Source organism: Streptomyces sp. CRN 30, assembly GCF_034105845.1.
This window is the reverse complement of sequence record NZ_JAVRHI010000325.1, coordinates 1-23841: the sequence shown is the minus strand read 5'-3', so window position 1 is coordinate 23841 and position 23841 is coordinate 1. Positions and strand designations below refer to the sequence as shown.

General features: G+C 72.5%; 21 protein-coding genes and 1 pseudogene. 14 read left to right on the top strand and 8 right to left on the bottom strand.

Annotation, left to right across the window (positions count from 1 at the left end; all coding sequences use genetic code 11):
* From UW392_RS34800 to UW392_RS34790, 3 genes are all read right to left on the bottom strand, one after another.
* Positions 1-869, bottom strand: an 869-nt coding sequence (locus UW392_RS34800) for a MerR family transcriptional regulator (RefSeq protein ID WP_320779195.1), incomplete at its 3' end; no start/stop codon positions are given.
* Positions 870-876: 7 nt separating this feature from the next.
* Positions 877-1545, bottom strand: coding sequence for a HEAT repeat domain-containing protein (locus tag UW392_RS34795; protein WP_320779194.1), 669 nt, complete (start codon positions 1543-1545; stop codon positions 877-879).
* 78 nt (positions 1546-1623) lie between these two features.
* On the bottom strand, positions 1624-2382 hold the full coding sequence (locus UW392_RS34790; RefSeq protein ID WP_320779193.1) for a DeoR/GlpR family DNA-binding transcription regulator: 759 nt from the start codon (positions 2380-2382) through the stop codon (positions 1624-1626).
* Between the two features lie 105 nt (positions 2383-2487).
* Between UW392_RS34790 and UW392_RS34785 the strand changes: the two genes are divergently transcribed.
* The 3 genes from UW392_RS34785 to UW392_RS34775 all read left to right on the top strand — a co-directional run bounded on the left by UW392_RS34785 (position 2488) and on the right by UW392_RS34775 (position 4060).
* A complete protein-coding gene (locus tag UW392_RS34785) occupies positions 2488-3162 on the top strand; it encodes an NUDIX domain-containing protein (RefSeq protein WP_320779192.1) in 675 nt (224 codons plus the stop codon).
* Between the two features lie 75 nt (positions 3163-3237).
* Positions 3238-3453: a hypothetical protein gene (locus UW392_RS34780; protein ID WP_320779191.1), complete on the top strand. Its 216-nt coding sequence runs from the start codon at positions 3238-3240 to the stop codon at positions 3451-3453.
* Positions 3454-3511: 58 nt separating this feature from the next.
* Positions 3512-4060, top strand: a complete 549-nt coding sequence (locus UW392_RS34775; RefSeq protein WP_320779197.1) for a GNAT family N-acetyltransferase — start codon at positions 3512-3514, stop codon at positions 4058-4060.
* 7 nt (positions 4061-4067) lie between these two features.
* Here the strand turns inward: UW392_RS34775 and UW392_RS34770 are convergent, their stop codons facing one another.
* On the bottom strand, positions 4068-4646 hold the full coding sequence (locus UW392_RS34770) for a restriction endonuclease (protein ID WP_320779190.1): 579 nt from the start codon (positions 4644-4646) through the stop codon (positions 4068-4070).
* 269 nt (positions 4647-4915) lie between these two features.
* On the opposite strand from UW392_RS34770, the gene UW392_RS34765 reads away from it, so the two are divergent.
* Positions 4916-5938, top strand: a complete 1023-nt coding sequence (locus UW392_RS34765) for an arginine deiminase family protein (RefSeq protein WP_320779189.1) — start codon at positions 4916-4918, stop codon at positions 5936-5938.
* Between the two features lie 29 nt (positions 5939-5967).
* On the opposite strand, the gene UW392_RS34760 is transcribed toward UW392_RS34765, so the two are convergent.
* The 4 genes from UW392_RS34760 to UW392_RS34745 all read right to left on the bottom strand — a co-directional run bounded on the left by UW392_RS34760 (position 5968) and on the right by UW392_RS34745 (position 13720).
* Positions 5968-7350: an alpha/beta hydrolase family protein gene (locus UW392_RS34760; protein ID WP_414496733.1), complete on the bottom strand. Its 1383-nt coding sequence runs from the start codon at positions 7348-7350 to the stop codon at positions 5968-5970.
* Between the two features lie 217 nt (positions 7351-7567).
* On the bottom strand, positions 7568-10837 hold the full coding sequence (locus UW392_RS34755) for a GH92 family glycosyl hydrolase (RefSeq protein ID WP_320779188.1): 3270 nt from the start codon (positions 10835-10837) through the stop codon (positions 7568-7570).
* A 196-nt stretch (positions 10838-11033) separates the two neighbouring features.
* Positions 11034-12308, bottom strand: coding sequence for a cytochrome P450 (locus UW392_RS34750; RefSeq protein WP_320779187.1), 1275 nt, complete (start codon positions 12306-12308; stop codon positions 11034-11036).
* A gap of 41 nt (positions 12309-12349) precedes the next feature.
* Positions 12350-13720, bottom strand: a complete 1371-nt coding sequence (locus UW392_RS34745; protein ID WP_320779186.1) for a glutamine synthetase family protein — start codon at positions 13718-13720, stop codon at positions 12350-12352.
* A 596-nt stretch (positions 13721-14316) separates the two neighbouring features.
* Between UW392_RS34745 and UW392_RS34740 the strand changes: the two are divergent.
* From UW392_RS34740 to UW392_RS34695, 10 genes and pseudogenes are all read left to right on the top strand, one after another.
* Positions 14317-15702, top strand: a pseudogene (locus tag UW392_RS34740) (APC family permease); the annotation flags it as partial.
* 444 nt (positions 15703-16146) lie between these two features.
* The gene (locus tag UW392_RS34735; protein ID WP_320779185.1) at positions 16147-16890 is read left to right on the top strand and encodes a gamma-glutamyl-gamma-aminobutyrate hydrolase family protein; all 744 of its coding nucleotides are present in this window, start codon (positions 16147-16149) and stop codon (positions 16888-16890) included.
* 78 nt (positions 16891-16968) lie between these two features.
* Entirely contained in the window at positions 16969-17583 is a 615-nt protein-coding gene (locus tag UW392_RS34730; protein WP_320779184.1) for a cysteine hydrolase family protein, read from the top strand.
* 474 nt (positions 17584-18057) lie between these two features.
* A complete protein-coding gene (locus tag UW392_RS34725; RefSeq protein WP_320779183.1) occupies positions 18058-19533 on the top strand; it encodes a pyridoxal phosphate-dependent decarboxylase family protein in 1476 nt (491 codons plus the stop codon).
* A gap of 11 nt (positions 19534-19544) precedes the next feature.
* Positions 19545-21080 carry a hypothetical protein gene (locus UW392_RS34720; protein ID WP_320779182.1) on the top strand — a complete coding sequence of 512 codons (1536 nt, stop codon included), beginning with the start codon at positions 19545-19547 and terminating at the stop codon, positions 21078-21080.
* Between the two features lie 40 nt (positions 21081-21120).
* A complete protein-coding gene (locus tag UW392_RS34715) occupies positions 21121-21555 on the top strand; it encodes a hypothetical protein (protein ID WP_320779181.1) in 435 nt (144 codons plus the stop codon).
* Positions 21556-21610: 55 nt separating this feature from the next.
* On the top strand, positions 21611-22534 hold the full coding sequence (locus UW392_RS34710) for a hypothetical protein (RefSeq protein WP_320779180.1): 924 nt from the start codon (positions 21611-21613) through the stop codon (positions 22532-22534).
* 14 nt (positions 22535-22548) lie between these two features.
* Positions 22549-23013, top strand: a complete 465-nt coding sequence (locus UW392_RS34705; protein ID WP_320779179.1) for a hypothetical protein — start codon at positions 22549-22551, stop codon at positions 23011-23013.
* Positions 23010-23570 (top strand): hypothetical protein, encoded by a 561-nt coding sequence (locus UW392_RS34700; RefSeq protein WP_320779178.1) that lies wholly within the window; start codon positions 23010-23012, stop codon positions 23568-23570. The genes UW392_RS34705 and UW392_RS34700 overlap by 4 nt, the downstream gene beginning before the upstream one ends.
* Before the next feature lie 4 nt (positions 23571-23574).
* Positions 23575-23841, top strand: a 267-nt coding sequence (locus UW392_RS34695; RefSeq protein WP_320779177.1) for a 3-deoxy-7-phosphoheptulonate synthase, incomplete at its 3' end; no start/stop codon positions are given.

Here is a 23841-nt window from a genome sequence, read left to right as displayed (position 1 = left end):
CGCGCGAGGGCGGTGACGCCGGTGCGGCCGAGGCGGTCGACGAGCCCGGTGGCGATGCGGTCCGCCGGCCCGGGGCGGTCCGCGAGCACGCCCAGCGCGTCGGCGGCGTCGACGTCGTTGGTCCCCGCCGCGACCATGCCGACGAGGACGGGGATCGCGTCGGCCACCCCGCGGGGGCCGAGGGCGAGGGCCGCGCGCCCCCGGACCACGGGGTCCGGGTGGGTGAGCGCGTCCCGGAGCACGGCGGCGGCCCCGTCGTCGGTGAGTTCGGCGAGGGACAGCACCGCGCGTTCCCGTACGTCGGCGGCCGGGGCGTCGAGGCCCTTCGCGAGCAGGGCCGACGCGCCGTCGCCCGCCTGCGCCAAGGCCCAGCGCAGGGCGCCGGCGACGATCGGGTCCGGTTCGGCGAGCACCGCCTCGACCAGCGCCTCCACCGGCACGGGAAGGGTGTCGACCGAGGACAGGGCGGCGCGCTGGCGCCGCCCCGCGCTCGGGGAGCGCAGCGCCCGCAGGAGTTCCACGGCGCGCAGGACGTCCTCCCAGCCGGCGGGTTCCGCCGCGTCGATGCGGCGGAGCCGGGTGAGCAGTTCCGTCTCGCCGGCGATGCGGGCCTCCGTCTGGCGGACCAGGTCGGCGACGAGCGCCGAGGGGGCGAAGCCGGGGTCGTCGAGCGCCCGCCCGGCCTCGCGCAGCGACAGCCCGAGCGAGCGCAGGCTCTCCACGTGCAGGATGCGGCGGATGTCCGCGTCGGAGTACTCGCGGTACCCGCCGTCGGTCCGCCCGGTCGGCACGACCAGGCCGAGCGCCTCGTAGTGCCGGAGCATGCGGGCGCTGACCCCGGCCCGCCGTGCCACTTCGCCGATCAGCATCGCCGGGTCATCCTCTCCCGCCGGCGGGGTCGTACGCTCCGAGGGCGACCACGCGGCGGGCCTCCTCGATCGCCGCTTCGAACCCGGAGTCCGGGTCGCGCAGCAGCCGTCGGGTGGCGAGGGCGTGCGTGCGCACGTGGGGGTCCGTGGCCGCCGCGGCGGCGTCGAGGACCGGCTCCGCCGCGTCACCGAGCGCGACCAGGGCCCGGCTCAGGCTGAGCCGTGTCTCGTGCCCGCCGCGGCCGAGCTGGTCCGCGAGTGCCGCCGCCAGCCGGGGCCTCGCCTCGTCGGGCGCGAGCGCGACCGCCGCCCGCCAGGCGCTCCGCGCCACCTCGTCGTCGGCGTCGGACAGCAGCTCCGGTGTGATCGCGGGCCACGCGCGCCGGTCCCCGATCTTGGACAGGGTGTGCAGTGCCTGGCTCCGCGCCCGCGCCCGCTCCGAGCGCAGTTCGTCGACGAGCCTCGGCACCGTCCGAGCCGCCGCGTGGCGGGTGAGGGCCCAGGTGAGCATCTCGCGCACGGCGAACTCCGGTTCCGTGGCGCACCGTTCGACGAGTGGGCCGACCTGGTGCGGGGCGGGGGCCGTGCCGACCGCGAGCGCCGCCCGCAGCCGGACGGACGCGTCCCGGTGCTCCAGTCCCCGCAGGGCCGCCGTGTCCTCGTGCGGCATGGTCATCCGTACCACCTCCTGCGGCTCAGTGAAGACCTTGTCACGGTGTCAAGGTCAAGCGGGGCGGGCGGGTCCGGGCGCCCGTCACCCGGCGGTCAGCACCTCCACGCCGAGCTCGCTCAGCCGGGTCACGACCGGGTCGTCCGGGCCCGCGTCGGTGATCACCCCGGTGATCCGCTCCCAGGGCAGGACGCGGTACCGCGACGCCGTGCCGATCTTCTCCGAGGAGGCGAGGACGTACGTCTCGGCGGCCCGCGCGGCCAGCGCGCGCTTCATCGCCGCCTCCTCCGCGTCCCCGGTGGTCAGGCCCGTCTCGGGGTGGACGCCGGTGACGCCGAGGAGGCAGAGGTCGGCCGAGACGTTCTGCGCGGCCTCGACCGCGGCGGCCCCGCAGGCGACCGCCGAGTGCTTGAAGACGCGGCCGCCCAGCAGGAACAGCTCCGCCCGCGGATGGTCGAGCAGCGCCGCGGCGATCGTCGGACTGTGCGTGATCACGGTGCAGGCGAGATCGTGCGGAAGCGTGCGGGCGACGGCGAGCGCGGTCGTCCCGCCGTCGAGGATCAGCGTCCCCTCGGGCCGTACCAGCGCGGCGGCCGCCGCGGCCACCTTGCGCTTGCCGTCCGGGGCGACGGCCCGCCGGTCCGCGTAGCCGGCCACCGCCGGGGAGACGGGGAGCGCACCGCCGTAGACCCGTTGGCACAGCCCCTCGGCGGCGAGGTCGCGCAGGTCGCGCCGGACACTGTCCTCGGAGATGCCCAGGTCGGCGGCGACGTCCTTGGCGACGACCTTGCCCTCGCGGGCGAGCAGTCCGAGCAGGTGGTCGCGCCGTTCAGCAGCCAGCATGCACACTCTCTCCTGTTCTTGCATGTTTCTGCATGTAGTGTAGCGCCTGTGGCGACCGCCGCACCCGCGATACCCGCGATACGCAGTACATCCCAGGAGTCCCCCATGACCGACCTCCCCGGCGTCGACACCCCGGACCACCGCGGCCGCACCGGCCTCGACCGGGCCGGGCGCGACCTCGACCGGAACCCGGACGTCGTCGTCCGCGATGTCGAGCTGACCTCCCGGGGGTGGCACGTCCTGCGCCGCACCACCTTCGACTACCGGCGCCGCGACGGACGCTGGGAGACCCAGCGGCGCGAGACCTACGACCGTGGCAACGGCGCCGTCGTCCTGCCCTACGACACCGCGCGCGGCCTGGTCCTGCTCACCCGCCAGTTCCGCTATCCCGCCTACGTCAACGACCACCCGGACGGCATGCTCGTCGAGGCGGCGGCCGGGCTGCTGGACGCCGACGACCCCGTCACCGCGGTCCGCCGCGAGAGCGCGGAGGAACTGGGTGTCACGCTCGGCCCGCTCACCCACGTCCTGGACGCCTACATGAGCCCCGGCTCCGTCACCGAGCGCCTGCACTTCTTCGCGGCGCCCTACAGCGCGGCGGACCGCACCGGCGCGGGCGGCGGCGTCGAGGAGGAGGGCGAGGACATCGAGGTGCTGGAGCTGCCCTTCTCCGAGGCGCTGGCGATGACCGTCGACGGCCGTATCGCCGACGGCAAGACGATCCTGCTGCTCCAGTGGGCGGCCCTGCACGGGCCGTTCGCCCCGGCGACCCGGAGCTGAGGCCCCGCGAAGACCACGACGGCGAGGCCGGCCGCCGCGAAGCCCGCGTACACGGTGGAGCCCAGCGCCGGGTCGATGTCCGCGCGCTACCGGGAATCGCTGGAGGCGGCCGGGTCCATGGCGGAGGCGCGTGCCGTGGTGGAGGGGTTCACCATCCACAACTCCATGGACGCCGAGCCCCTCGGCCGCGAGGACGTCGCGGCGGTGGTGCGGGCGGTGACGATGGGAGCGGTGCCCCCCCCCGGCACGGTGCCGCCCTGCGGGAACGGGAAGGCGGGAACGGGAAGGTGAGACAGTGGCCGTGGTCGAGAGACTCGACGAACCGCCGGCCGTCGAGGAGGCCCCCCGCATGACCGTGATCACCGCCGAGTCCATCGCCACCGACCGGCTCGACCTGCTGCCGCTGCGGGTCGAGCACGCCGAGGAGATGGCCGCGGTACTGTCCGACCCGGCGCTGCACACCTTCATCGGCGGCACGCCGTACGACCCCGACGGCCTGCGTTCCCGTTACCGCCGCCTGACCGCGGGCTCGCCCGACCCGGCCGTCACCTGGCTGAACTGGGTGGTCCTGCTCCGCCCGGAGGGGTGCCTGACGGGCACGGTGCAGGCGACGGTCGGCCCGTCGTCCGGCGATCCGTCGACCGGCGATCCGTCGACTGGCGGTCTCCTCGCCGAGGTCGCCTGGGTCACGGGGACTCCGTGGCAGCGGCGGGGCATCGCCGGCGAGGCCGCCCGAGGGCTCGTCGGCTGGCTGGGAGGGCAGCCGGTGGCGGCCGTCGTCGCCCATGTCCACCCCGCGCACCGGGCGTCCGCCGCCGTCGCGACCGCCGCCGGGCTGACGCCCACGGACGAGTGGTACGAGGGCGAGATCCGATGGCACCGCCGCCTCGGGCGGTAGCCGGGCCTCACTCCGGGTCCGGCCGGAGCCTGCGGTGCGTGCCGGAACGGCTGATGTCCAGTTCGAGGAACGACGTCAGCGGGGTGCCGCTGTTCCAGAAACCGAGGAGGTTGATGTCGATCAGGCAGAGCCGGTGCCTGGCCGCGAACTCCCTGGCCGGCCTGGTGAAGACGCAGGTCGCGACGTAGACCGGTACGTCGGCGCCGTGTTCCGCGCGGGCCGTGCCGTTGAAGGTCTGGAGGTCGCGGCTGCCGACCGTGCGGTGCTTGGCGTAGCGCTTGCACTGCACGACGAGGCGGCGTCCGTCCGGCAGCCGGCCCGTCACATCGGCCCCGAGGTCACCGGCGCCGCCGACCCGCCGCACCTGGGTGCAGCCGTCCCGGCGGCAGAGCCCGGCGACGAACTCCTCGAACTGCCGGTCGTCCATCGCCAGGACCGCGTCGAGGGACCGGCGCGCCGCGCGCCGCGCCTCCTCGGCCAGCCGGGCCCGCTCCGCCCGCGCCTCGCGCCGCCCGTACGCCGCGAGCCGCAGCGCGACGACCCCCAGCGCCATGGCGGCCAGTACGACGACCAGCACCGTGACCATCGCCGCCCCCTCCTCCGTCCGGCACACCGTCCAGCTTCCTCCCCCGAGGCAGCCGCGGCCATGCCGGGCGCGGCGGATCGGTCCGCACCCGGGCGGGTACGTGCTGCCGGGTCCGGCGGCGAGGAAGTGATCCGAGCTGCGGATCCGGTTCCACGTGAAACACTGGATACAGGCGGGAAACAGGGCATACACCACACACCCCACGACACCGGCCGCCTCGCGCCTCAGGCTCGGGCCCCGGCCCCGGCCGGACGAGGAGCATCACGGTCATGAGCACACGGGCTGCGGGCGACCGCGTCAATGTCACGCACGAGTGGGGGGTGCTCAAGGAGACGGTGGTCGGGCGGGTCATCGACTTCCGCGTTCCCGGGTCGCTGGGCGGGGGACTCCCCGGCTCCCTGGGTTTCCTGCCCGAGCGGACCCGGCGGCGACTGCCGGGCTGGGCGGGGAGGCTGTGGTCGGAGGCGGACTCCGACGGGTTCACGAGCGCCGTCGAGCAGATCGAGGGGCTGGTCCGTTTCCTCGCCGGTCGCGGGGTGGTCGTCCACCGGCCGCGCGAGCTGACCGCACCCGAACTGGGCGCGTACGGCGGGGAGGACGACCAGTTCAGCATGCAGACGTTCGTCCGGGACCCGATGGTCGTGGTGGGCGATCACGTCATCGAGACCGCGCTGCGGCTGCCGGTCCGCTACAAGGAACGCTTCGGGCTGCGGCCCGTCCTCGCCGAGGCGGCGGCCCGCGGGGCGCGCTGCTCGGTGATGCCGCCGCCGTCGCCGGGCCCGGTCGCCGAGATGGCCTCGGCGACCGGGCCGTTCCTGGAGGGCGGGGACGTCCTGGTCCTCGGCCGGGACGTCCTGGTGGGGTGCGGCCGGGGCGGAGCGGCGTCCGACCCGGCGGGGGCCCGCTGGCTGGCGGAACTGCTCGGGGACGGCCACCGTGTCCGGGAGGTCCCGCTGGACGAACGGGTCATCCATCTCGACGACGGGCTGACCGCCGTACGGGAGGGTCTGGCGGTGGTCTGCCGGGAGCAGTTCCCGGACGGGGTCCCCGCGCCGGTCGACGGCTGGGAACTGATCGACGTCTCCCTGTCGGACGCCGTGAACCTCCTCGCGGGCAACAGTCTCGTCCTGGGCCCCGGTGAGGTGGTCGTCGACGAACGGCTCACGGCGCTCGCCGAGGAGCTGACCGCGCGCGACGTCACCGTCCACACGCTGCCCTTCGAAGCGGTGACCACGTTCGCGGGCGGCTTCCGCTGCGCGCACCACCCGCTGGTGCGCGAGCTGGACGGGTGACGGCGGGCCGGGGGCCGGGGGCCGGTGGCTCAGGGAGCGATGCCCACGCCGTCGATCCGGGACCAGCGCCTCTCCTGCGCCTCGGTCATCGCCGGCCAGACCGTGCCGCCGGGGCGGGGCTCGACGCGGGACGCGTAGGAGGCGGGGGTGAACTCCGGGTCGTAGAAGCAGCCGGTGCCGTACACGCGGTCGTGGCGGGCGCAGGACGCGGCGACCGAGCGCGGTGACGGCCGCACGCCCTCGCGGACCCACCGGTCCAGGGCCCCGAGGGAGGTGGCGTACTCGGAGTCGCTCAGCCCGCTGTGCTCGGACTCGCGGGTGAAGGTCTGTACGAGGCGGCGGTCCTGGCCGGCGCCGCGGACGGTGGCGCGGTAGGCGGCCTCGTGCTCGACGAAGGCCGTCGGGTCGTCGACGGCATGCAGGGTCAGGACCGGGATGCCGATCTCGCCGGTGAGGTCGCTGTCGTAGGAGAGGTCGCGCCGGGCGGCGGGGTCGGCGGAGAAGCGCTCGACGCCCGCGTTGAGGGCCGCGTCGTCGTGCGAACCGGAGTAGCGCACGCCCGTGTTGCCGAAGGGGTTCCGGCCGCCGAGGCGCTCGTGGACGATGTCGCGGAAGGTGAAGGTCGCGAAGCGCAGGTGCGACTCCAGGGTGCGCTCGGGGACGCCGGTGACGGCGAGGATGTCGTCGAGGTTGCGCTGCTGGAGGGCGGTGCGGTCCGCGGGGTCGGCGTCGAAGCCGGTGCACTCGCGCAGCCGGGCGGTGAGACCCGTGGAGGTCATGGCCGAGCCGGCGCGCAGGCCCTGCCACAGGGGGTACTGCGGCTCGCTCGGGCGCGGATGGTTGTGGCAGTAGTACTGGTAGACGACGCGCAGGTCGACGCGGTAGTCGTAGCCGCGCGAGCCGCCGCCGAGGACGCCGTTGGTGAGGAGCGCCCCGTCGTACCGGCCGGGTGTGCGGCCGTAGGTCTCGACGACCTTCGCGGCGACGTTCCCGCCCCACGACTGGCCGTGCGCGTACGTCCGGTCGGGCCGCCCGAAGGCGGCGACGAAGACGCGGCGCACGTTCTCGGTGTCGGCGGCGGCCATCCGGGTGCCGTAGCCGCCGCGCCGGTAGGAGGAGCCGGCCCAGGCGTAGCCCTCCTCGACCATCACCGCCCAGCGCTCCAGGTCGTCGGCGCTGCGGGCGGGGTCGGGGGTGTCGCCCAGGTCGGGCCCGCCGTGGGCGTGCACGACGAGCGAGCCGTTCCACCGTGCGGGGACGGCGATCGTGTAGGGGGCGCCGTTGCCGTCCTGGCCGGTGAAGCAGGTGGCCTTGCCGGTCAGGACGGCGGGACACTCCGCGGGGGCCGGTCCCGTGGTGGCGGCCTGGGCCGCGGGCGCCTGGACCAGCGCCCCGGCGACCGCGCCGGTCACGCACAGGGCCTGCCAGACGGAACGGGCTCCACGGGACCGGCCTGACCGGCGTGACCGGAACGAACGGGCCCTGGCTGCGAGTTGCTTCACCGCGCGGCTCTTTCTCTCCACGGGCGCACCGTCGCGCCACGTGCGGCGATGCTAGGCAGGGCCGGTGCGTGCGGCCAGGGCGACGATCATTGCGTTCATAGTGTTCGCCGGGGCGCCGGCGGGGACGTCAGCCCACGGCGAGGGTGAACACGTGCAGGTCCGCGTTGTCGGGGAGGCGGACGCTCCGTACCTGTCTGCCGTCCGGTGCCGTGAACGGTTCGGTGGCGAAGACGTACGTCGCCACCGGGTCCTTGTCCGCGCCCGCGACGTTGCGGTAAGCGGTCTTCGCGAGCACCTTGTTGCCGTACTGGACGGTGCCTCCCCCGCCGCCGACGGTCCAGTCGGTGAAGGCGAGGGGGACGGTGCCGGTGGTGCCGTCGGTGTAGGTGACGGTCGCCTCGGCGCTCTGGTTGCCGTTGACGGCGCTGCCGACGAAGGACAGCCGCGTGGCCGGTTCGGTGAGGTCGATGGTCTGGCCGGTGGCGGAGGCGTTGTCGGGGCGTCCCGCCGGGGAGCCGGGCCAGGTGAAGGCGAGGCCGTCGACCGTGCCCGGCTCGCCCGGGTGAAGTCCCGCCGCCGCGAGTGCCTGCCGGGAGTAGCTCCAGCCGCCGCCGTCGTAGTCGGCCTCGTCGTGCTCGCCCTCGTCGTCGGAGACGCCCGTGTTGTCGTAGGCGGCGAGGAGCGTGCCGGGGGCGGCCACGGTCAGGGAGACGGGCTGCGTGTAGGAGCTGTCGCCCGAGGTGACGGTGACCTTCGCGTCGTAGAAGCCCTGGCCGATGCCGTCGGCCGCGCTCAGTACGATCTTCTGTTCGCCGCCGGTGACCGCTCCCTCGGCGGGGGTGGCCGTGATGCCGTCGGGGGTCTCGACGCGGAACCGCACCTCGGGTCCCTCGCCGCCGCTCACCGCCAGCGCGCGGACGCCGACCTCCGTGCCGCCGCCGGGGGCGATCGTCGCGGCGGTCGGGCCGACACCGATCTGGTACGGCTGTTCACCGTCCCGGAAGGACGGCGGTGCCTGGCCGGCGCCCCAGGCGGGGTCGGGGGTGGTGGACAGGGTGTAGTCGAGCCGTCCGCCGTGCTCGACGACGGAGGCCGGGAGCCACGGGCGGTCGCCGGCGCGGCCGTCGACCTTCAGGGAGTGGATGTACGGCGCGTCGGCCGCCGCGCCCTCGGCGCGGATCGAGATGTCCTTGCCGCCCGGCCGGTCGATCTCCACGCGCGGGAAGAGCGGGGAGGCGAGGACCAGTTCGGCGCGGGAGGGGACCTGCGGGTACATGCCGAGCGCGGAGAACACGTACCAGGACGACATGGCGCCGAGGTCGTCGTTGCCGGGGATGCCGCCCGGCGCGGTCGACCACAGCTCGCCCATGGCCGCGCGGACGGTCTCCTGGGCCTTGTGGGGGGCGCCCGCGTAGTCGTACAGGTAGGGCACGTTGATCGACGGCTCGTTGTCCATGCCGGACTTGTCACCGCCGCCGCTGAAGACCCAGTCGCCGTCGTCGTCGTGGAAGAAGGTGTCCAGCCGCTTCAGCGCCTCGTCGGTGCCGCCCATCGCCGCGAAGAGGCCGGCCGGGTTGTGCTGCACCATCCAGGTGTACTGGGCGGCCGTGCCCTCGACGAAGCCGTTGCCGGTGGCCGGGGTGAAGCCGGTGACCCAGCTGCCGTCGGCCTTGCGGTTGGCGATGTAGCCGCCGCCTGGGTCGGCGGCGATGTTGAAGTTGTTCTGCCAGTACTGGGAGCGGGCCGCGAAGGTCTCGGCGGTGTCCTCGCGGCCCGCGGCGGACGCCAGCCGGGAGAGCGCGTAGTCGGCGCCGGACATCTCCAGCGTCTCGGCCGCGCCGCCCCAGGCGTTGGAGACGGACGGCATGTAGTGCAGCTTCAGGTACTTGTCGAGGGAGGGCCGCTGGCCGACCGACAGGATGGGCTTGCCGGCCGGTGACAGGTCCCGTTCGGTCGGTTCGGTCGCGGCTTTCAGCAGCGAGTCCAGGGCGCCCTCCAGGTCGAAGTCGGTGCCGCCGAAGGCGTGGATGCCGGCCAGGGCGATCGGCGCGGGGTCGCCGTTCATGACGTGGGTGCCGCTCGCGCCGTGCAGCCAGCGGTCCCACACGCCGTCGTTCTGCCCGGCGAACTCGTACAGCGACTGGGCGATGTCGGACCCGAGCCGCGGGTCGAGCAGGGTGAGCAGTTGGACCTGGTTGCGGTAGACGTCCCAGCCCGAGAAGGTGCCGTACTGCGCCCGGTGCCCCCGGGAGACCCGGTGCACGCGGTCGTCGGAGCCGCGGTACCTGCGGTCGGCGTCGCTGATGACGTTCGGGTGGAACAGGGCGTGGTAGAGCGCGGTGTAGAAGGTGGTGCGCTCGTCGTCGGTGCCGCCGCCGACCCGGATCGCGTCGAGGCGGTCCCGCCAGGCGTCGTGGGCGGCCCGGCGCACGGAGTCGAAGGAGCGGCCCGGCGGGTTCTCGGCCCTGAGGTTGGCCTCGGCGCCGGCCCGGTCGACGTAGGAGATGCCGACCTTGACGCCCACCGGTCCGCTGCCGGGCGCGAACTCGACCCAGCCGCCGGCGCCCTTGCCGGCGACGGGCCGGCCGCCGTCCGCGAAGCCGCCGGTACCGCCGGAGGCCGTGGTGGAACCGGGGCTCAGCGTGTCGTCCCGCCAGGTGCCGGTGGCCTTGAAGGCGCGGTCGAAGGTGGCCGTGAAGTGCAGGGTGTAGTAGGCGCGCTGTCCCTCGGGGTCGAGGTAGCCGCAGAAGTTGCCGGAGGTGACGGAGCCGGAGACGGTACGGGTCTTCGGGTCGATCCGCACGGTGGAGTCGGTCGACCCGACCTCGGAGTTGGCGGTGCGCACCAGCAGGGCGGCGGGCTTGCCGGCCGGGTAGGTGAACCGCGCGGAGCCGGTGCGGGCGGTGGCGGTGAGGTCGGCGGTGACACCGGAGGCGAGGGAGACCTTGTAGTGGCCGGGTTCGGCGGTCTCGTCGTCGTGACGGAAGTCGGCGGCGTAGACGGCGTCCTTCGTGTCGCTCGCCGGGGAGGAGGTGACCTCGCCGGTGTAGGGGAAGAACGGGATGTCGCCGCTGCCGCCCGCGCAGCCGGTGCCGGACATGTGGGTCAGGCTGAAGCCGCGGGTGCGGGTCGCGTCGTAGTGGTAGCCGCCGGGGGCAACGGTTCTGGTGGCGTCGCCCTTGGTGTTCTCGGGGCTCCAGGAGAGCATGCCGGAGGGGACGACGGCACCGGGGTAGGTGTCGCCGCCGTTGCTGGTGCCGATCAGCGGATCGACGTAGGCGGTGGGGTCCTTGACGAGGGACAGGTCGGGTGGGGCGGCGCCGGCCGCCAGGGCGGGGGTGCCGCCGCCGACCGCGAGCGCGGCGGCGAGCAGCAGGGACATCGGACGGAAACGCATGACGCGGCCCCTCCTCCGGACGGGTCGCGCACCACGGGTCGCACAAGCCGCAGGGACAGTAGCGCGCCACCGCCGTACCACGGAAGAGGGCTTGACATCGTTTCCCCGGGCGGGAGTACCCTCGTACCACCATCAAGACAACGTTGTCGCGTCACGCTTCGCACAAGCCACGTTCCGCACGAGCCCTGCCCCGGTGTCAGGTGAGGGTGACGGTCACCGGCAGTTCCTTGATGCCGTTGACGAAGTTGGAGCGCACCCGGCGGACCGGCCCGCTGAGCCGGATGTCGGCCAGGCGCGGGATCAGTTCCTCGAACATGACACGGATCTCGGTGCGCGCCAGGAGGTTGCCCAGGCACAGGTGCGGGCTGGTCTTGCCGAAGGTGACGTGGTCGTTGGGGCTGCGCGTCACGTCGAAGGCGTAGGGGTCGGGGAACACGCTCTCGTCGCGGTTGCCCGAGGCGTACCACATCACGACCTTGTCGCCCTCGGCGATGCGCCGGCCGCCCAGTTCGGTGTCGCGGGTCGCGGTACGCCGGAAGTGGTACACGGGGGTGGCCCAGCGCAGGAACTCCTCGACGGCGGCCGGGATCAGTCCCGGGTCGCGGCGGAGCCGGTCGAGCTGGTCGGGGTGTTCGGTGAGGGCCAGCATGGTGTGGCTGATGGCGTGCCGGGTGGTCTCGTTGCCGGCGACGACCAGGAGCAGGAAGTAGTTGTCGAAGTCCTGGGCGGTGAGCGGCACTCCGTCGCGGGGCGTCTCGTTGACGAGCCGGGAGACCAGGTCGTCACCGGCCTTGCCGCGCCGCTGCCGGGCCAGTTCACGGCCGTAGGCGAAGACCTCGGTGGCGGCCGGGGAGCGGAAGGGCAGGTCGCGGTAGCGCTCGCTGTCGGGGTCGGACAGGAGGACGTCGGCGTAGTCCGGATCGGTGTTGCCGATGAGCCGGTTGCCCCAGTCGATGAGCTGCCGGTTGTCCTCGGGCGGTACGTCCAGGAGCCGGGCGAGGACGTTGATCGGGAAGTCGGCCGCGACGTGGGTGACGAAGTCGAACGTCTTCAGCGGCAGCGCGGCGTCCAGGGTGCGGGCGGTCAGGCCGCGCAGGAAGTCGGTGTAGCGGTTGATGACGCTGTGCCCGAACTGCCGTTGCAGGAGGCTGCGCAGCGCGCGGTGGCGGGTGCCGTCCAGTTCCAGGATCGAGGCGCGCCGGGCGATCTGGTCGTCGTCGAGTTCCTCCAGGTTGACGAACCTGGTCGAGGTGAAGGTGTCCGGGTCGCGGTCGACGCGGACGATGTCGCTGTGCCGGGTCAGCGCCCAGAAACCCGAGTTGGGCGCGGTCTCCGGCTGCCAGTGGACGGGGTCCCGGTGGCGCAGGGTGTGGAACATGCGCCAGGGCTGCACGCCGTCGGTGAAGCGGTCCAGGTCGGTGAGGTCGATGTCGTCGAGGGGCAGGAATTCGGCCTCGGCGGGTGCCGCCATCGGGGGCTCCTTCGGGGGAGGGGAACGGGGCTGCCCGCGGGTCACAGGTGATCGGCGTACTCCGCCAGCTCCCAGTCGGTGACATGCTGCTGGAACCTGCTGACCTCGTCGCGCTTGTAGGTGAGCCAGGCGGCGACGAACTCCTTGCCGAGGACGCGGGTGAGCGCGGTGTCCGCCTCCAGGGCGTCGAGCGCGGCGGGCAGGCTCATGGGCAGCAGCTCGCTCTTGGCGGAGTCGTAGCCGTACCCCTGGAGGGGGGCGGGCGGGTCGGCGCCGTCCAGTACGCCGAGCAGCGCGGCGGCACCGGTGGCGGCGATCAGCAGGTAGGGGTTGGCGGAGGCGTCGCCGAGGCGCAGTTCGAGCCGTGCGCCGGAGCCCCGTTCGGGCGGCACGCGGACCATGGCGCTGCGGTTGTCCAGGCCCCAGTCGATCAGCCAGGGGGCCAGGGTGTCGGGACCGAACCTCTTGTAGGAGTTGACCGTCGGGTTGAGCAGCGCGGCGAGCGCCGGGGCGTGGGCGAGCAGGCCCGCCACGGCGTGCAGGGCGGTGGTGGAGAGGCCGTAGCGGCCGGAGGGGTCGTCGAAGGCGTTGCCGCCGCCCTCGCCGTCGCTGCCGGCGTCGGCGCAGGAGAGGTGGAGGTGGAAACCCGAGCCGCCCGCGTCGTTGAAGGGCTTGGCCATGAAGGTGGCGGACCGGCCTTCCTGGCGGGCGAGTTCCTTGACCGCCGACTTCAGGCGGAAGGCCCGGTCGGCCGCGTCGAGGGCGTCGGAGTGGGCGAGGTTGATCTCGAACTGCGAGCCGTCGAACTCGTGGTTGCCGGTGGTGACGCCGATGCCCAGGTCCCGCAGCCGGCGCAGGGTGCGCAGCAGGTGGTTGTCCGGGTCGGCGCGGAGTCCGGCCGTGTAGACGACGCCGGTTGCGGTGGAGTAGCGGCGCAGGCCGCCGGGGGCGCCCGGGTCCGCCTCGCAGAGGAAGTACTCGAGTTCCGGCCCCGCCACGGGGCGCAGTCCGTGTTCCGCGCACCTCGCGAGTACCGTGCGCAGCAGGTCACGGGGGGACTCGGGGGCCGGGGCGCCGGTCCGGGCGTCGACGACGTCCCCGAGGCAGGAGGCGACACCGGGTTCCCACGGGAGCGGGGTCAGGGTGTCCAGGTCGGGCCGGACCAGCATGTCGGGCAGCCCGGCGTCCAGTCCCCCGGACACCGGGACCACGTCCCCCCTCGGGGTGGTGTGGTAGACGGCCCGGCAGAAGGCGAGTCCGTGCGCGCAGGCGGTGGGCAGGTGGTCGATGAGCACGTCCCGGGCGCGGTCGGTGCCGAGCAGGTCGGGGTAGACCACCCGGACCACGTCGATGCCCGCCTCGACGAGCCGTTCGGTGTGCCGGCGGAGCTGGGAGGGGTCGTGTGCGCTCACCGCTGCCTCCTCGGGCAGGTGGGAACGGGGTCTCGCGTGGTCCGGCGGCGCGCCCGGCCACTCCTTGTTTGATGCCAAACGGTATGTCGACCGTAGGGACGACGCCCGTACGTCCGCAAGACCCGGCGGGTCAACTCGCCACCGGGCGGCCGCCATTGACCCGGCGGAACCGCTCACCTATGTTGTTTGGTACCAAACGAATGGCGGCGCGCGTCCGGCTGCCCTGGTCCGCACCGCGCACGGGGGTGTCCCACCTCCACGGAGGTGTGCCGCCTCGGAGGACCGTTCCATGAAGGTCGTTGTCGACTTCAGGTGCCCGGCCGGTGACCGGTCCGGGTGCCCGAGCGCTCAGGGGCCGGCGGAGGACGCCTCCTCACCCGCGCCCGGCTGACACGGCCCACCACGACCGGCGACCACCGGTCCCCCACCGCACCCACCGTGGTCCCCGCCCACCACACCGAGGAGCCGGGATGTCCGACAACGCACCGCGGCCCCGCGGCACCGGTGACGCGCCGGAGGGCCGGAGCGCCGGTGACGGACCGCGGCCCCGCGGCACCGGCGGCGCGCCGGGGGACCACAGCGCCGGTCCGGCGCGGCTGCGGCGCGATGCCCTGGGCGTGTTCGGCATCCTCTTCCTCGTCCTGTCGGCGCAGGCCCCGCTGACCGGCATCGCCGGCGCGGTGCCGCTCTCCGTCGCGCTGGGCAACGGACCCGGCGTGCCCGCCTCCTACGTCGTCGCGGGCGCGGTGGTTCTGCTCTTCTCCGTCGGGTTCGTCGCGATGAGCCGGCACGTGGTCGAGCCGGGCGCGTTCTACCGGTACATCGGCAAGGGGCTGGGCGGGACCGCCGGAACGGGCAGCGCCGCCGTCGCGCTCTTCGCGTACTGCACCATCCAGGCCGCCATGTACGGCCTCTACGGGGCGACGGTCGCGCACCTGCTGCGGGTGCACACCGGCGTCGACCTGCCGTGGTGGGTGTGGGCCCTGCTCACCATGGCGCTCGTACAGGCCCTCGGCATGGCCGGCATCACCATGGGCGCCCGTGTCCTGGCGGTCCTCGTGGCCGCGGAGACCAGCGTGCTGCTGGCGTTCGCCGTGGTGACACTGGTGCGCGGCGGAGGACCTGAGGGGCTCGGTCTCGCCGACAGCTTCTCCGCGCACGCCGCGCTCGACGGGGCTCCCGGCGTGGCCATGATGTTCGCCGTCGCCTCGATGTTCGGGTTCGAGGCCACCGCCGTCTACGGCGAGGAGGCGCGCGATCCGCACCGGACCGTGCCGCGCGCCACCTATCTGTCGATCACGCTGATCACGGCGTTCTTCGCGCTCACCTCGTGGATGGTGATCTCCGCGCACGGCGCCTCGCGGGCCGCCGCGGCCGCCGGGGCCGCCCTGGCGGGCGGGGACTCCTCGGCCTTCGTCTTCCTGCCGATCGCCGACCGGTTCGGCGGCTGGGCGGGCGACGTGCTGCCCGTCCTGCTCGCCACCTCCCTGTTCGCGGGCATCCTCGCCTTCCACAACTCGGCCGACCGCTACCTGTTCTCGCTCGGCCGCGAGCGCCGTCTCCCCCACGTCCTGACCACCCTCAACCGGCGGGGCGCGCCCTGGGTCGCCGGGCTCGTCCAGACGGCGCTCGCGGTACTGCTGGTCGTGCCGTTCGCGCTGGCCGGCCGGGACCCGGTGGTGACGCTGTTCTCGTGGTTCAGCGGTGTCGCGGTGCTGGCGATCATGCTGCTGTACTTCCTGACGTCGGTGTCCGTGGTCGTCTTCTTCCGCCGGCACCGGCTGGACCGGCGGCTGTGGAACACCGTCGTCGCGCCCGGCCTCGGCGCACTCGGTATCGCCGGGGCCATCGGCCTCATCCTGGCCAACCTGACCACGCTCATCGGCGGCGGCCGGACCACGGCCACGTGGCTGGCGCTGACGGTTCCAGCCGTATGGCTGGTGGGCGCCGCCGCGCATCTGGCGCGTCCGCGTCCGGGGGCGCCGGCGGTCGCGGCTCCGGGTTCCGCGGCTCCAGGACCGGCGGCATCGGCTCCCGCGACCGGACCCGAGGCAGGAACTGCCGCCGGGACCGAGGCAGGGAGCACGGCCGGACCCGAGGCAGGAACCACGGCCGGGACCGAGGCAGGGAGCACGGCCGGACCCGAGGCAGGAACCACGGCCGGGACCGAGGCAGGGAGCACGGCCGGACCCGAGGCAGGAACCACGGCCGGGACCGAGGCCGGGAGCACGGCCGGACCCGAGGCCGAACCCACCCCCCACTCACCGCCACCCCCCACTCCCCCGAACCTCGCTCCCCCCACTCCCCCGAACCTCACTTCCCCCACTCCCCCCACCCCCGCACCACCACCCCCCGCACCACCGGCCTCGCGGAAGGAACCGCCGTGACGGCCGTCCGTGCCTCGACCTGTCGGCAGAGGAACGCCTGTGAACCGTCCCCCCGATCGTCCCCCTCGCCCCCTCATCGCCATCCCCGCCCGCTTCGCCGTCTCCACCTCCGCACTGCGCAACTCCGCCGAAGTCCTCGCCCGTGCCCTGGTCGAGGCCGTGTGGCGGGCGGGCGGCGAACCCGTCGCCCTCCATCCGTACGCGCCGGACGGGAGCTGCGATCCCGCCCTGGTGGCCGACCGGCTGACCCGTTTCGACGGTGTGCTGCTGCCCGGCGGCGCCGAACTGGCCGTGGGCCGCTACGGCGGGTCCCGGTCGCACGGCACCGCGTACGACACCGATCCCGAACAGGACGGCTTCGACCTCGCCCTCGCCCACCATGTGCTCCGCACCGACCTGCCGCTGCTGGCCATCTGCCGGGGCCTGCACACCGTCAACGTGGCCCTCGGCGGCACGTTGCAGGAGCACCTCGCGGGCTGGCGGCGTCAGCACCACAACCTGGTGCACCAGGTCACCGTGCAGCCCGCGACGCTGCTCGAACTGACCATGGGCACCCAGGTGGTGACGGCGTCCTGTTTCCACCGGCGGCGCGTGGACCGGATGGGAGCGGGGCTCAAGGTCTCCGCGCGGGCGGAGGACGGCACCCGGGAAGCGCTGGAACTGCCCTACCGGCGGGCCTGGTTCGCCGGTGTGCAATGGCACCCGGAGCACACCGCCCGTCACGATCCCGCCCAGCAGGCGCTCTTCGAGGCGTTCGTCCGGGCGACCCAGGTGTGCCGGTGACCCGCTCACCGGCGCCCGCGGCCGTCGCGCCGAGGCCGCACACCCTCACCCACTCGACAGCGGAGGGGAAGAACCCTCATGAAACGTGCCCTCGTGATCATCGACGTCCAGAACGAGTACATCACGGGCGCCCTGCCGGTCACCTATCCGTCCCCGGCCGTCAGCCTGGCCAACGTCGCCGCGGCGATGGACACCGCGGGGCAGGAGGGCGTGCCGGTCGTGGTCGTCCAGCACGCCGCGCCCGCCGACGCCCCCCTCTTCGCGCGGGGGACGCACGGCTTCGCCCTGCACGACGTGGTGCGTTCACGTCCGTACGACCACCTGGTGGAGAAGAACCTGCCCTCCTCCTTCGTCGGCACCGGGCTCGACAGCTGGCTGCGGCGTGAGGGCGTGGACACGCTCACCCTCGCCGGCTACATGACGCAGACCTGCGTGGAGTCCACCGCCCGGCACGCCGTTCACCTCGGCTACCGGGCCGAGGTGCTGTCCGACGCGACCGGCGCGGTGGCGCTGGCCAACCGGACGGGCGCCCTCTCCGCCGCGGAGATCCACCACGCGGTGCTCGTGGTGGTGCAGTCGTTCTTCTCCTTCACGGCCACCACCGCCGAGTGGATCGGCGCCGTGCGCGCCAAGGCACCTCTCGGCCGCCCCGACTTCGCGGCGGCCACGGACGTGGGCCGGGCGGCGTCCTGACCCATCGGTCCCGGGGCCCCGGCGCGGTGCGCCGGGGCCTCGAACGTGTGACCCAAAAGTGAAGATTCATGGCCGGAACGGTGCGCTGTGAACACCGACCATGCCCCGGGCACAATCCCCCGGCGCCGGCCGCACCCGCCCTCTCGACCATGGCAGAAACGTTTCGCCCCTCTGTGCGGAGACCGGGGCGCCGAACCGTATTCGCCTGGGCCATCACATGGCGTATACATCGGAATGTGTTCGTCAGCATAGCCTGAAAACGCATACCCCGCACCGTGCCCGATCCGGTGCTTGAAGCGGCTCGCGTGACCAGCGTTCCGACGGCCCGTCGGACGCCCCGAGCCGATTCAGGACAGTCGTAGAGGAATTGTATATTCACCTGTCACGAAGCCCTACGGTGGTGGCGCTCCACTGATCCCTGTTCATCGATTCCTGTTCATCGACATCGATGAGGGAATGTACGAGGAGGCCTCCGTGGCAGAATCGCCGCAGAGCGGAATGTTGATCGAGGCGTTCGATGTACAGCTGTTCCGGGAGAACACCGAATCCGCGCTCGCCAAACTGGAGAAACACCTGGCCGACCTCTCCGTCCGGGGCCTGGAGCTCGCCGACCCCGAGCAGCTGACCCGCGCGGCCAGGGCTCTGATGACCACGGAGCACGACCGGCCCGCCGCGTTCGACGAGGCCCGGCTCTCGGAGATCATCGACCTGTACATCAGGACCGGCATCCAGGTCCACTCCCCCGGCTACATGGGCCGGCAGTTCTCCGGGGTCGTGCCGCTCTCCGGGGTCGTCGACTTCGTCAGCTCGGTCGTCAACCAGCCCTCGTCGTTCTACGAGGCGGGCCAGCTGCCGAACGTCGCCGAGCGGATCATGGCCGACGAGCTGAACGGGTTCATCGGCTTCCGGCCCGGCACCTTCACCATGGTGACCACCTCCGGCGGCTCGCTGGCCAACCTGACGGCCCTGCTCGCCGCCCGGAACCGGGCGTTTCCCGGGGTGTGGTCGCACGGCACCTCCGACCTGGGCGCCGTGGTCAGGCCGGCCGTCGCGGTCGGCGCCGATGTCCACTACAGCGTGGCCCGCGCCGCGGGCATCCTCGGCATCGGCGAGGACCGCGTCGTGCGCCTCCCGCTCGACGCCGCCCGCCGGATCGACGTCGCCCGGGTGCGGCCCGCGCTGGACGAGGCCGAGCGGCGGGGACTGACCGTGTTCTGCCTGGTCGCCTCGGCCGGCACCACCTCGGTGGGCGCCTTCGACCCGCTCGACGAGCTGGCCGCCGTCGCGCGGGAACGCGGTCTGTGGCTGCACGTGGACGGCGCCCACGGCGCGAGCCTGCTGGTCTCCGACGCGCTGCGCCACAAGCTGCGCGGGATCGACCAGGTGGACTCCCTGGCGTGGGACGCGCACAAGATGATGTTCGTGCCCGCCCCGTGCACGCTCCTCTTCTACCGCGACCGTGAACACAGCCTGGGCGCATTCCGGCAGACCGCGAGCTACGTGTTCGACGAACAGCCGAGTATGTACACCGAGCTGGACAGCGGCGCCAAGAATTTCGAATGCACGAAACGCCCCATGATCATGACCCTGTGGGTGCTCTGGGCCATGTACGGAAAAGCGCTCTTTGCCGAAAAGATCGAGTATCTCTGCCGCTTGACCCAGGACGCCCACGCGATACTTGAAGAACAGACGGATTTCGAGACACTGCACCGCCCCGAAGCCAACATCATCTGTTTTCGATATCGGCCGGATTGGATCGGCGACGCCGAACTGGCTGAATTCCAGGTGGACATCCGGAACCGGGTGAAACAACGGGGTCTGTTCTTCATCTCGAAGGTCGATGTCGACGGAGTGGCCGCGCTGCGTGTGGTGATGATGAACCACCAGGTCACGACGGACCACTTCCACCTGCTCCTCGACGAGATACGGAAGGCGGGACAGGCACAGTGACGGACTCGTATATGACCGAGGCACCCCCCACCGACGTGCACGAGCTGGTCGGCAAGCTCATCCCGGACGACGAACTGGCTCCGCCCTCCGTGGAGGCGGTGCCCCTGCTGCCGTCGTTCGCCGAGAAGATGGACGAGTGCGAGCGGCTCTGCGGGCGGCCGTACAGCGAACTCCCCTACGGTGTCCAGGACGCCCTGGTGCTGCGCCGGCTGCGGCAGCTGGTCAACACCGTACGGCTCAACCCGCTGTGGCGGGCGCGGCTGGACGCCGCCGGGGTGGTCGAGCCGCCCGGGAGCTACGAGGAGTGGCAGCGCGTCCCGCTGTCCGACAAGGACACCCAACGCGACTTCTTCATGGGGTCCCGGGACGGCATGGTCGTCCCCCACGACCGCGGCGGCTTCGAGGTCGTCGCGAGCGGCGGCACCAGTACGGGGAACCCGCTGGAGACCGTGTACTCGCTGCGGGAGCTGCACGACACCTACCGGGTGGCCGGCCGCTTCCTCGGCACCTACCTGCTCGAACCCCACCTGACCGGCGACGACCCCAAGTGGCTGCTCACCACCCTCGCGGACTACCAGATGTGGAGCAGCGGCACGATGGTCGGCGGGGTGCTGCAACAGGTGCCGGGCGTCAACTACATCGGCGCCGGACCCGTCACGGCACCCGTCCTGAAACACCTCTTCTCCTACCGGGGCCCGAAAGCGCTGATGGGCATCTCGGCGGGCATCGCCATCCTCGCCGAACTCGGCGCCGACATGGGCGCGAAGGCCCGGGAGAGCTTCCGGGTGGCGCTGTACGGCAGCGGGGTGCTGTCCCGGCGGAGCCGGACCGAGCTGAAGGCGCTCTATCCGAACCTGTCGATCCTCAGCTATTTCGCCGCCACCCAGGCGGAGACGATCGGCCTGCAGCTGACCGAGTCCGACCCGGCGCTGACGGCCGTACCGGGCCTGCACCTCGTCGAGATCGTCGACGAGCGGGGGCGCTGGGTCCCCGAGGGCGCGGAGGGGGAGCTGGTCGTCACCCGGCTGCACGGTCACGAGGCACCGCTGCTGCGGCTGAAGCTGGGCGACCGGATGATCCGCAGGCCGAGGCCGGACGGTCCCGGCCCCCGGGCCGAGCGGTTCGAGTTCGCCGGCCGCACCGGTGACGTGCTGCACCTCAACGACAGCCAGTACTCCGCGCACCGGGCCTACGAGGCCCTCCGCGACGAGCTGGCGAAGGCCGGTGTGGCGGATCTGGACCAGGTGGCCCACGAGGTGCAGTTCGTCAACCACCGCGAGGAGCGCACGATCGTGCTGTACGCCGCCGTGGACGACGTACTCGGCCCGTCCTACCGCCTCGACACCCTGCTCGGCCCGGGGGGTCTGCAGCGGGTGCTCACCGAGGCGCTGCCGCGCTCGCTGTCCCTGTTCAACGACGGCGAGGCCAACCCGGCGTCGATCGCGAAGACCGGCTACAGCCTCCAGGTCAGGTTCGTGCCCCGGCACTCCTCGGACATCGAGCGCTCACGGCTCGGCAAGGTGCCGCTGGTCCTCGACCGCGGCTGACCCCATCCCCCGTACGACCCGGACGACGCAGGAGGAACGAGTGGCTGACAAACCGCAGGTCAACATCATCGCCATGGTGGACGTCATCGGAGCCCTCTCCGGCGGCACCCTGCTCAACGGCAATCTCGTCATGGTGGACAACGGCGACCACGACAGCACCGGGCAGGGGACGCCGTACCTGTGCACGGTCGTCCGGCCGGGTCAGGTCGTCCAGTGGACGCCTCTCGCCGTCGACCTGCAGACCCCCGTGGAGATCAAGGGCATCACCTTCCTCGGTCCGGACGGCGCGGTGACACCCGTGGCCCGGCACTCCGAGGAGGGGGACGGCGACAAGCTGGACCTGGCGCACTGGGCCGGCATGGTCCCGCCGTCCCTGACCCCGGGGACGCCCTACAAGTACCGCCTCGAACTGCAGATGTACGAGGGCGCGTACAGCGTGCTGCACGTCGACTCGCCCGCGCTGATGACCGTGTGAGCCGACGAACGGTTCGGACCGAGAAGGCGACAACCCAGAACGGCGAGGTGCAGGCATGGCCCAACAGCTGGCGATCATCGTGCTCGTGGACATCGGCAACGCGCTGGAGGAGAACACCCTGGAGGGGAACGTCTACCTGTTCGACAACATGAAGCTGCACGGATCCGAGGGGCAGGGCACCGGTGACCTGGTGACCGCCATTCACGGCGCCTACTGGCGCGACGGTTCGCAGGCCACGGAGCAGGTGCTCAACTGGCTGCCGTACAGCCTGGGTTCCATCCCGCCGACCGTGCCGCGCGGCTACGAGACGGACCGGGCGCTGCAGAGCGACAAGCAGGCCATCGCGGAGCTGGACGCCCTCACGGTCAAGCCGGACGCCGGCACGGCGGACAACACCCAGGAGCTGGCGCAGATCCGGCAGGAGGTCGGCACCCGGGTGCTCACGACCAGGGCCACCACGGGCCGGCTCTCCGGCCAGAAGGTCATCGGTCTGACCGGTGAGGTCATCTCCGACCCGGCCAGCGGCGCGTACAGCTATCCCGCCCCGGTCATCACCGACGTCTACGGCCAGGCCGTCGACGAGAAGATCATGTATCCGGCGGAGTACGGCTCCCCGGACCTCGTCACCGACGGCTGGTACTGGTCGGCGACGGTCGACTCCTCCCGGCCGGGCACGTACCGCTACACGATGCGCATCCAGCTCCACCGGCTGGTGCAGCGGGGCAGCGAGATGCTGTGGGAGCCGGTCAACATGACCTGCGAGTCGGCGCTCAAGGTGACGACCGAGCCCAAGGTCAACGGCTTCACCGGCGGCGGCCTCGGCCTGCTGCCCGTCCCGCCGTCGTACCCGGGCTCCGGCTACGGCGGGTCGTCGTACGGCGGCGGGTCGTCGTACGGCGGCGGGTCCGGGTACCCCGGGTCCCCGTACGCGCAGCCGCCCGGCCCGCAGCAGTCCGGTCCGCAACAGCCCACCGTGTGAAGGAGGAGCGGCAGATGAGCAGCGAGACGCAACCGGTGAACGGCGCGGGCAGGCGCCCGATCTCGATCACCGCGGTGGTGGACGCCGTCGGCGCCCTCGCCACCGGCACCGTCCACGGCAACCTGTACTTCTACGACACCAACAAGGGCGGCGGGTCGACCGGGTTCGGCACCGAGCAGCTGCGGACCCGGGTGCGGGGCGGCGACCAGCTCCTGTGGGGCGTGCTCGCCCTGGAGTGCGAGGCGTACGTGGCGATCGACGGGGTCCTCATCGACCCCGAGCTGTGCGAGCCGGAGCGCAGGACGTATCCCGGCACGGATGTGACGTACTGGATCGGGACGGTGAAGAAGGACGCCGTCGGGGACACCTTCTACCAGGTGCGGTTCAAGCTCGGTTCGCGGGACGAGCCGTTCACCACCACGCTCGCCCCCAGTCTCGTCGGCCAGTCGTCCGAGGACCACCACGAGGAGGAACGATGACCACCGACACCCTCGCCGACGCGCCGCACGAGCAGAAGCAGAACCCGGGCCAGCTCAACTCGGTGCAGCTGAACATCGTCACCCTGATCGACATGGAGCGGGCCACGGCGACCGGTTCGCTCGCCGACGCGATGTACATGGTGGACAACAGCATCGGCGGCGACGGCCAGGGCACCCACCGGCTTCAGACGGTCTGCAAGCAGGGCCAGGTGCTCAACTGGATCATCCGGCCCATCGACATGGAGAAGCGGCTGGACAACACCTGGCCGCCCATGCCGAAGATCAACAGCATCGTCCTCCTCGACACGGAGCACGGCGACGAGGAGGACGTGGCGGAGCGGAAGATCTTCACGGAGCTGAAGATCTACGGTGCGCCGGACCGGATGCGCGACAAGTTCACCCCGGTGTACTACTACTGGGCCGGCACCGTCCTGAGCACGGCGCGCCCCGGCCTGTACCGGTACCGGCTGGTGGTGGAGCTGGAGCAGGAAGGCACCCGGGACAAGCTGTACCTCAACACCGAGGAGCATCCCTCGATCCGGGTCCTCGGGGTCTGAGACGGTGGCACGTATCCGTCACCCGTGGCGGAGTCTGCCCGCGGCGCAGCAGCCCGAGTACCCCGACCCCGAGGCTCTGCGCGCAGTGATCGCGGACCTGGAGTCGTATCCGCCGCTCGTCTTCGCGGGTGAGTGCGATCAGCTGCGCGCCCGGATGGCGGCCGTCGCCCAGGGGGAGGCGTTCCTTCTCCAGGGCGGCGACTGCGCCGAGGCGTTCGACGCGGTGTCGGCCGATCACATCCGCAACAAGCTGAAGACGCTGCTGCAGATG

Bases quoted from the DNA above. Each gene is read 5' to 3' on its own strand.
- UW392_RS34765 (WP_320779189.1), top strand. From the start codon at position 4,916: ATGAGCACACGGGCTGCGGGCGACCGCGTCAATGTCACGCACGAGTGG.
- UW392_RS34770 (WP_320779190.1), bottom strand. From the start codon at position 4,646: ATGGTCACGGTGCTGGTCGTCGTACTGGCCGCCATGGCGCTGGGGGTC.
- UW392_RS34795 (WP_320779194.1), bottom strand. From the start codon at position 1,545: ATGACCATGCCGCACGAGGACACGGCGGCCCTGCGGGGACTGGAGCAC.
- UW392_RS34700 (WP_320779178.1), top strand. From the start codon at position 23,010: ATGACCACCGACACCCTCGCCGACGCGCCGCACGAGCAGAAGCAGAAC.
- UW392_RS34790 (WP_320779193.1), bottom strand. From the start codon at position 2,382: ATGCTGGCTGCTGAACGGCGCGACCACCTGCTCGGACTGCTCGCCCGC.
- UW392_RS34785 (WP_320779192.1), top strand. From the start codon at position 2,488: ATGACCGACCTCCCCGGCGTCGACACCCCGGACCACCGCGGCCGCACC.
- UW392_RS34780 (WP_320779191.1), top strand. From the start codon at position 3,238: ATGTCCGCGCGCTACCGGGAATCGCTGGAGGCGGCCGGGTCCATGGCG.
- UW392_RS34730 (WP_320779184.1), top strand. From the start codon at position 16,969: ATGAAACGTGCCCTCGTGATCATCGACGTCCAGAACGAGTACATCACG.
- UW392_RS34710 (WP_320779180.1), top strand. From the start codon at position 21,611: ATGGCCCAACAGCTGGCGATCATCGTGCTCGTGGACATCGGCAACGCG.
- UW392_RS34705 (WP_320779179.1), top strand. From the start codon at position 22,549: ATGAGCAGCGAGACGCAACCGGTGAACGGCGCGGGCAGGCGCCCGATC.
- UW392_RS34775 (WP_320779197.1), top strand. From the start codon at position 3,512: ATGACCGTGATCACCGCCGAGTCCATCGCCACCGACCGGCTCGACCTG.
- UW392_RS34750 (WP_320779187.1), bottom strand. From the start codon at position 12,308: ATGGCGGCACCCGCCGAGGCCGAATTCCTGCCCCTCGACGACATCGAC.
- UW392_RS34755 (WP_320779188.1), bottom strand. From the start codon at position 10,837: ATGCGTTTCCGTCCGATGTCCCTGCTGCTCGCCGCCGCGCTCGCGGTC.
- UW392_RS34720 (WP_320779182.1), top strand. From the start codon at position 19,545: ATGACCGAGGCACCCCCCACCGACGTGCACGAGCTGGTCGGCAAGCTC.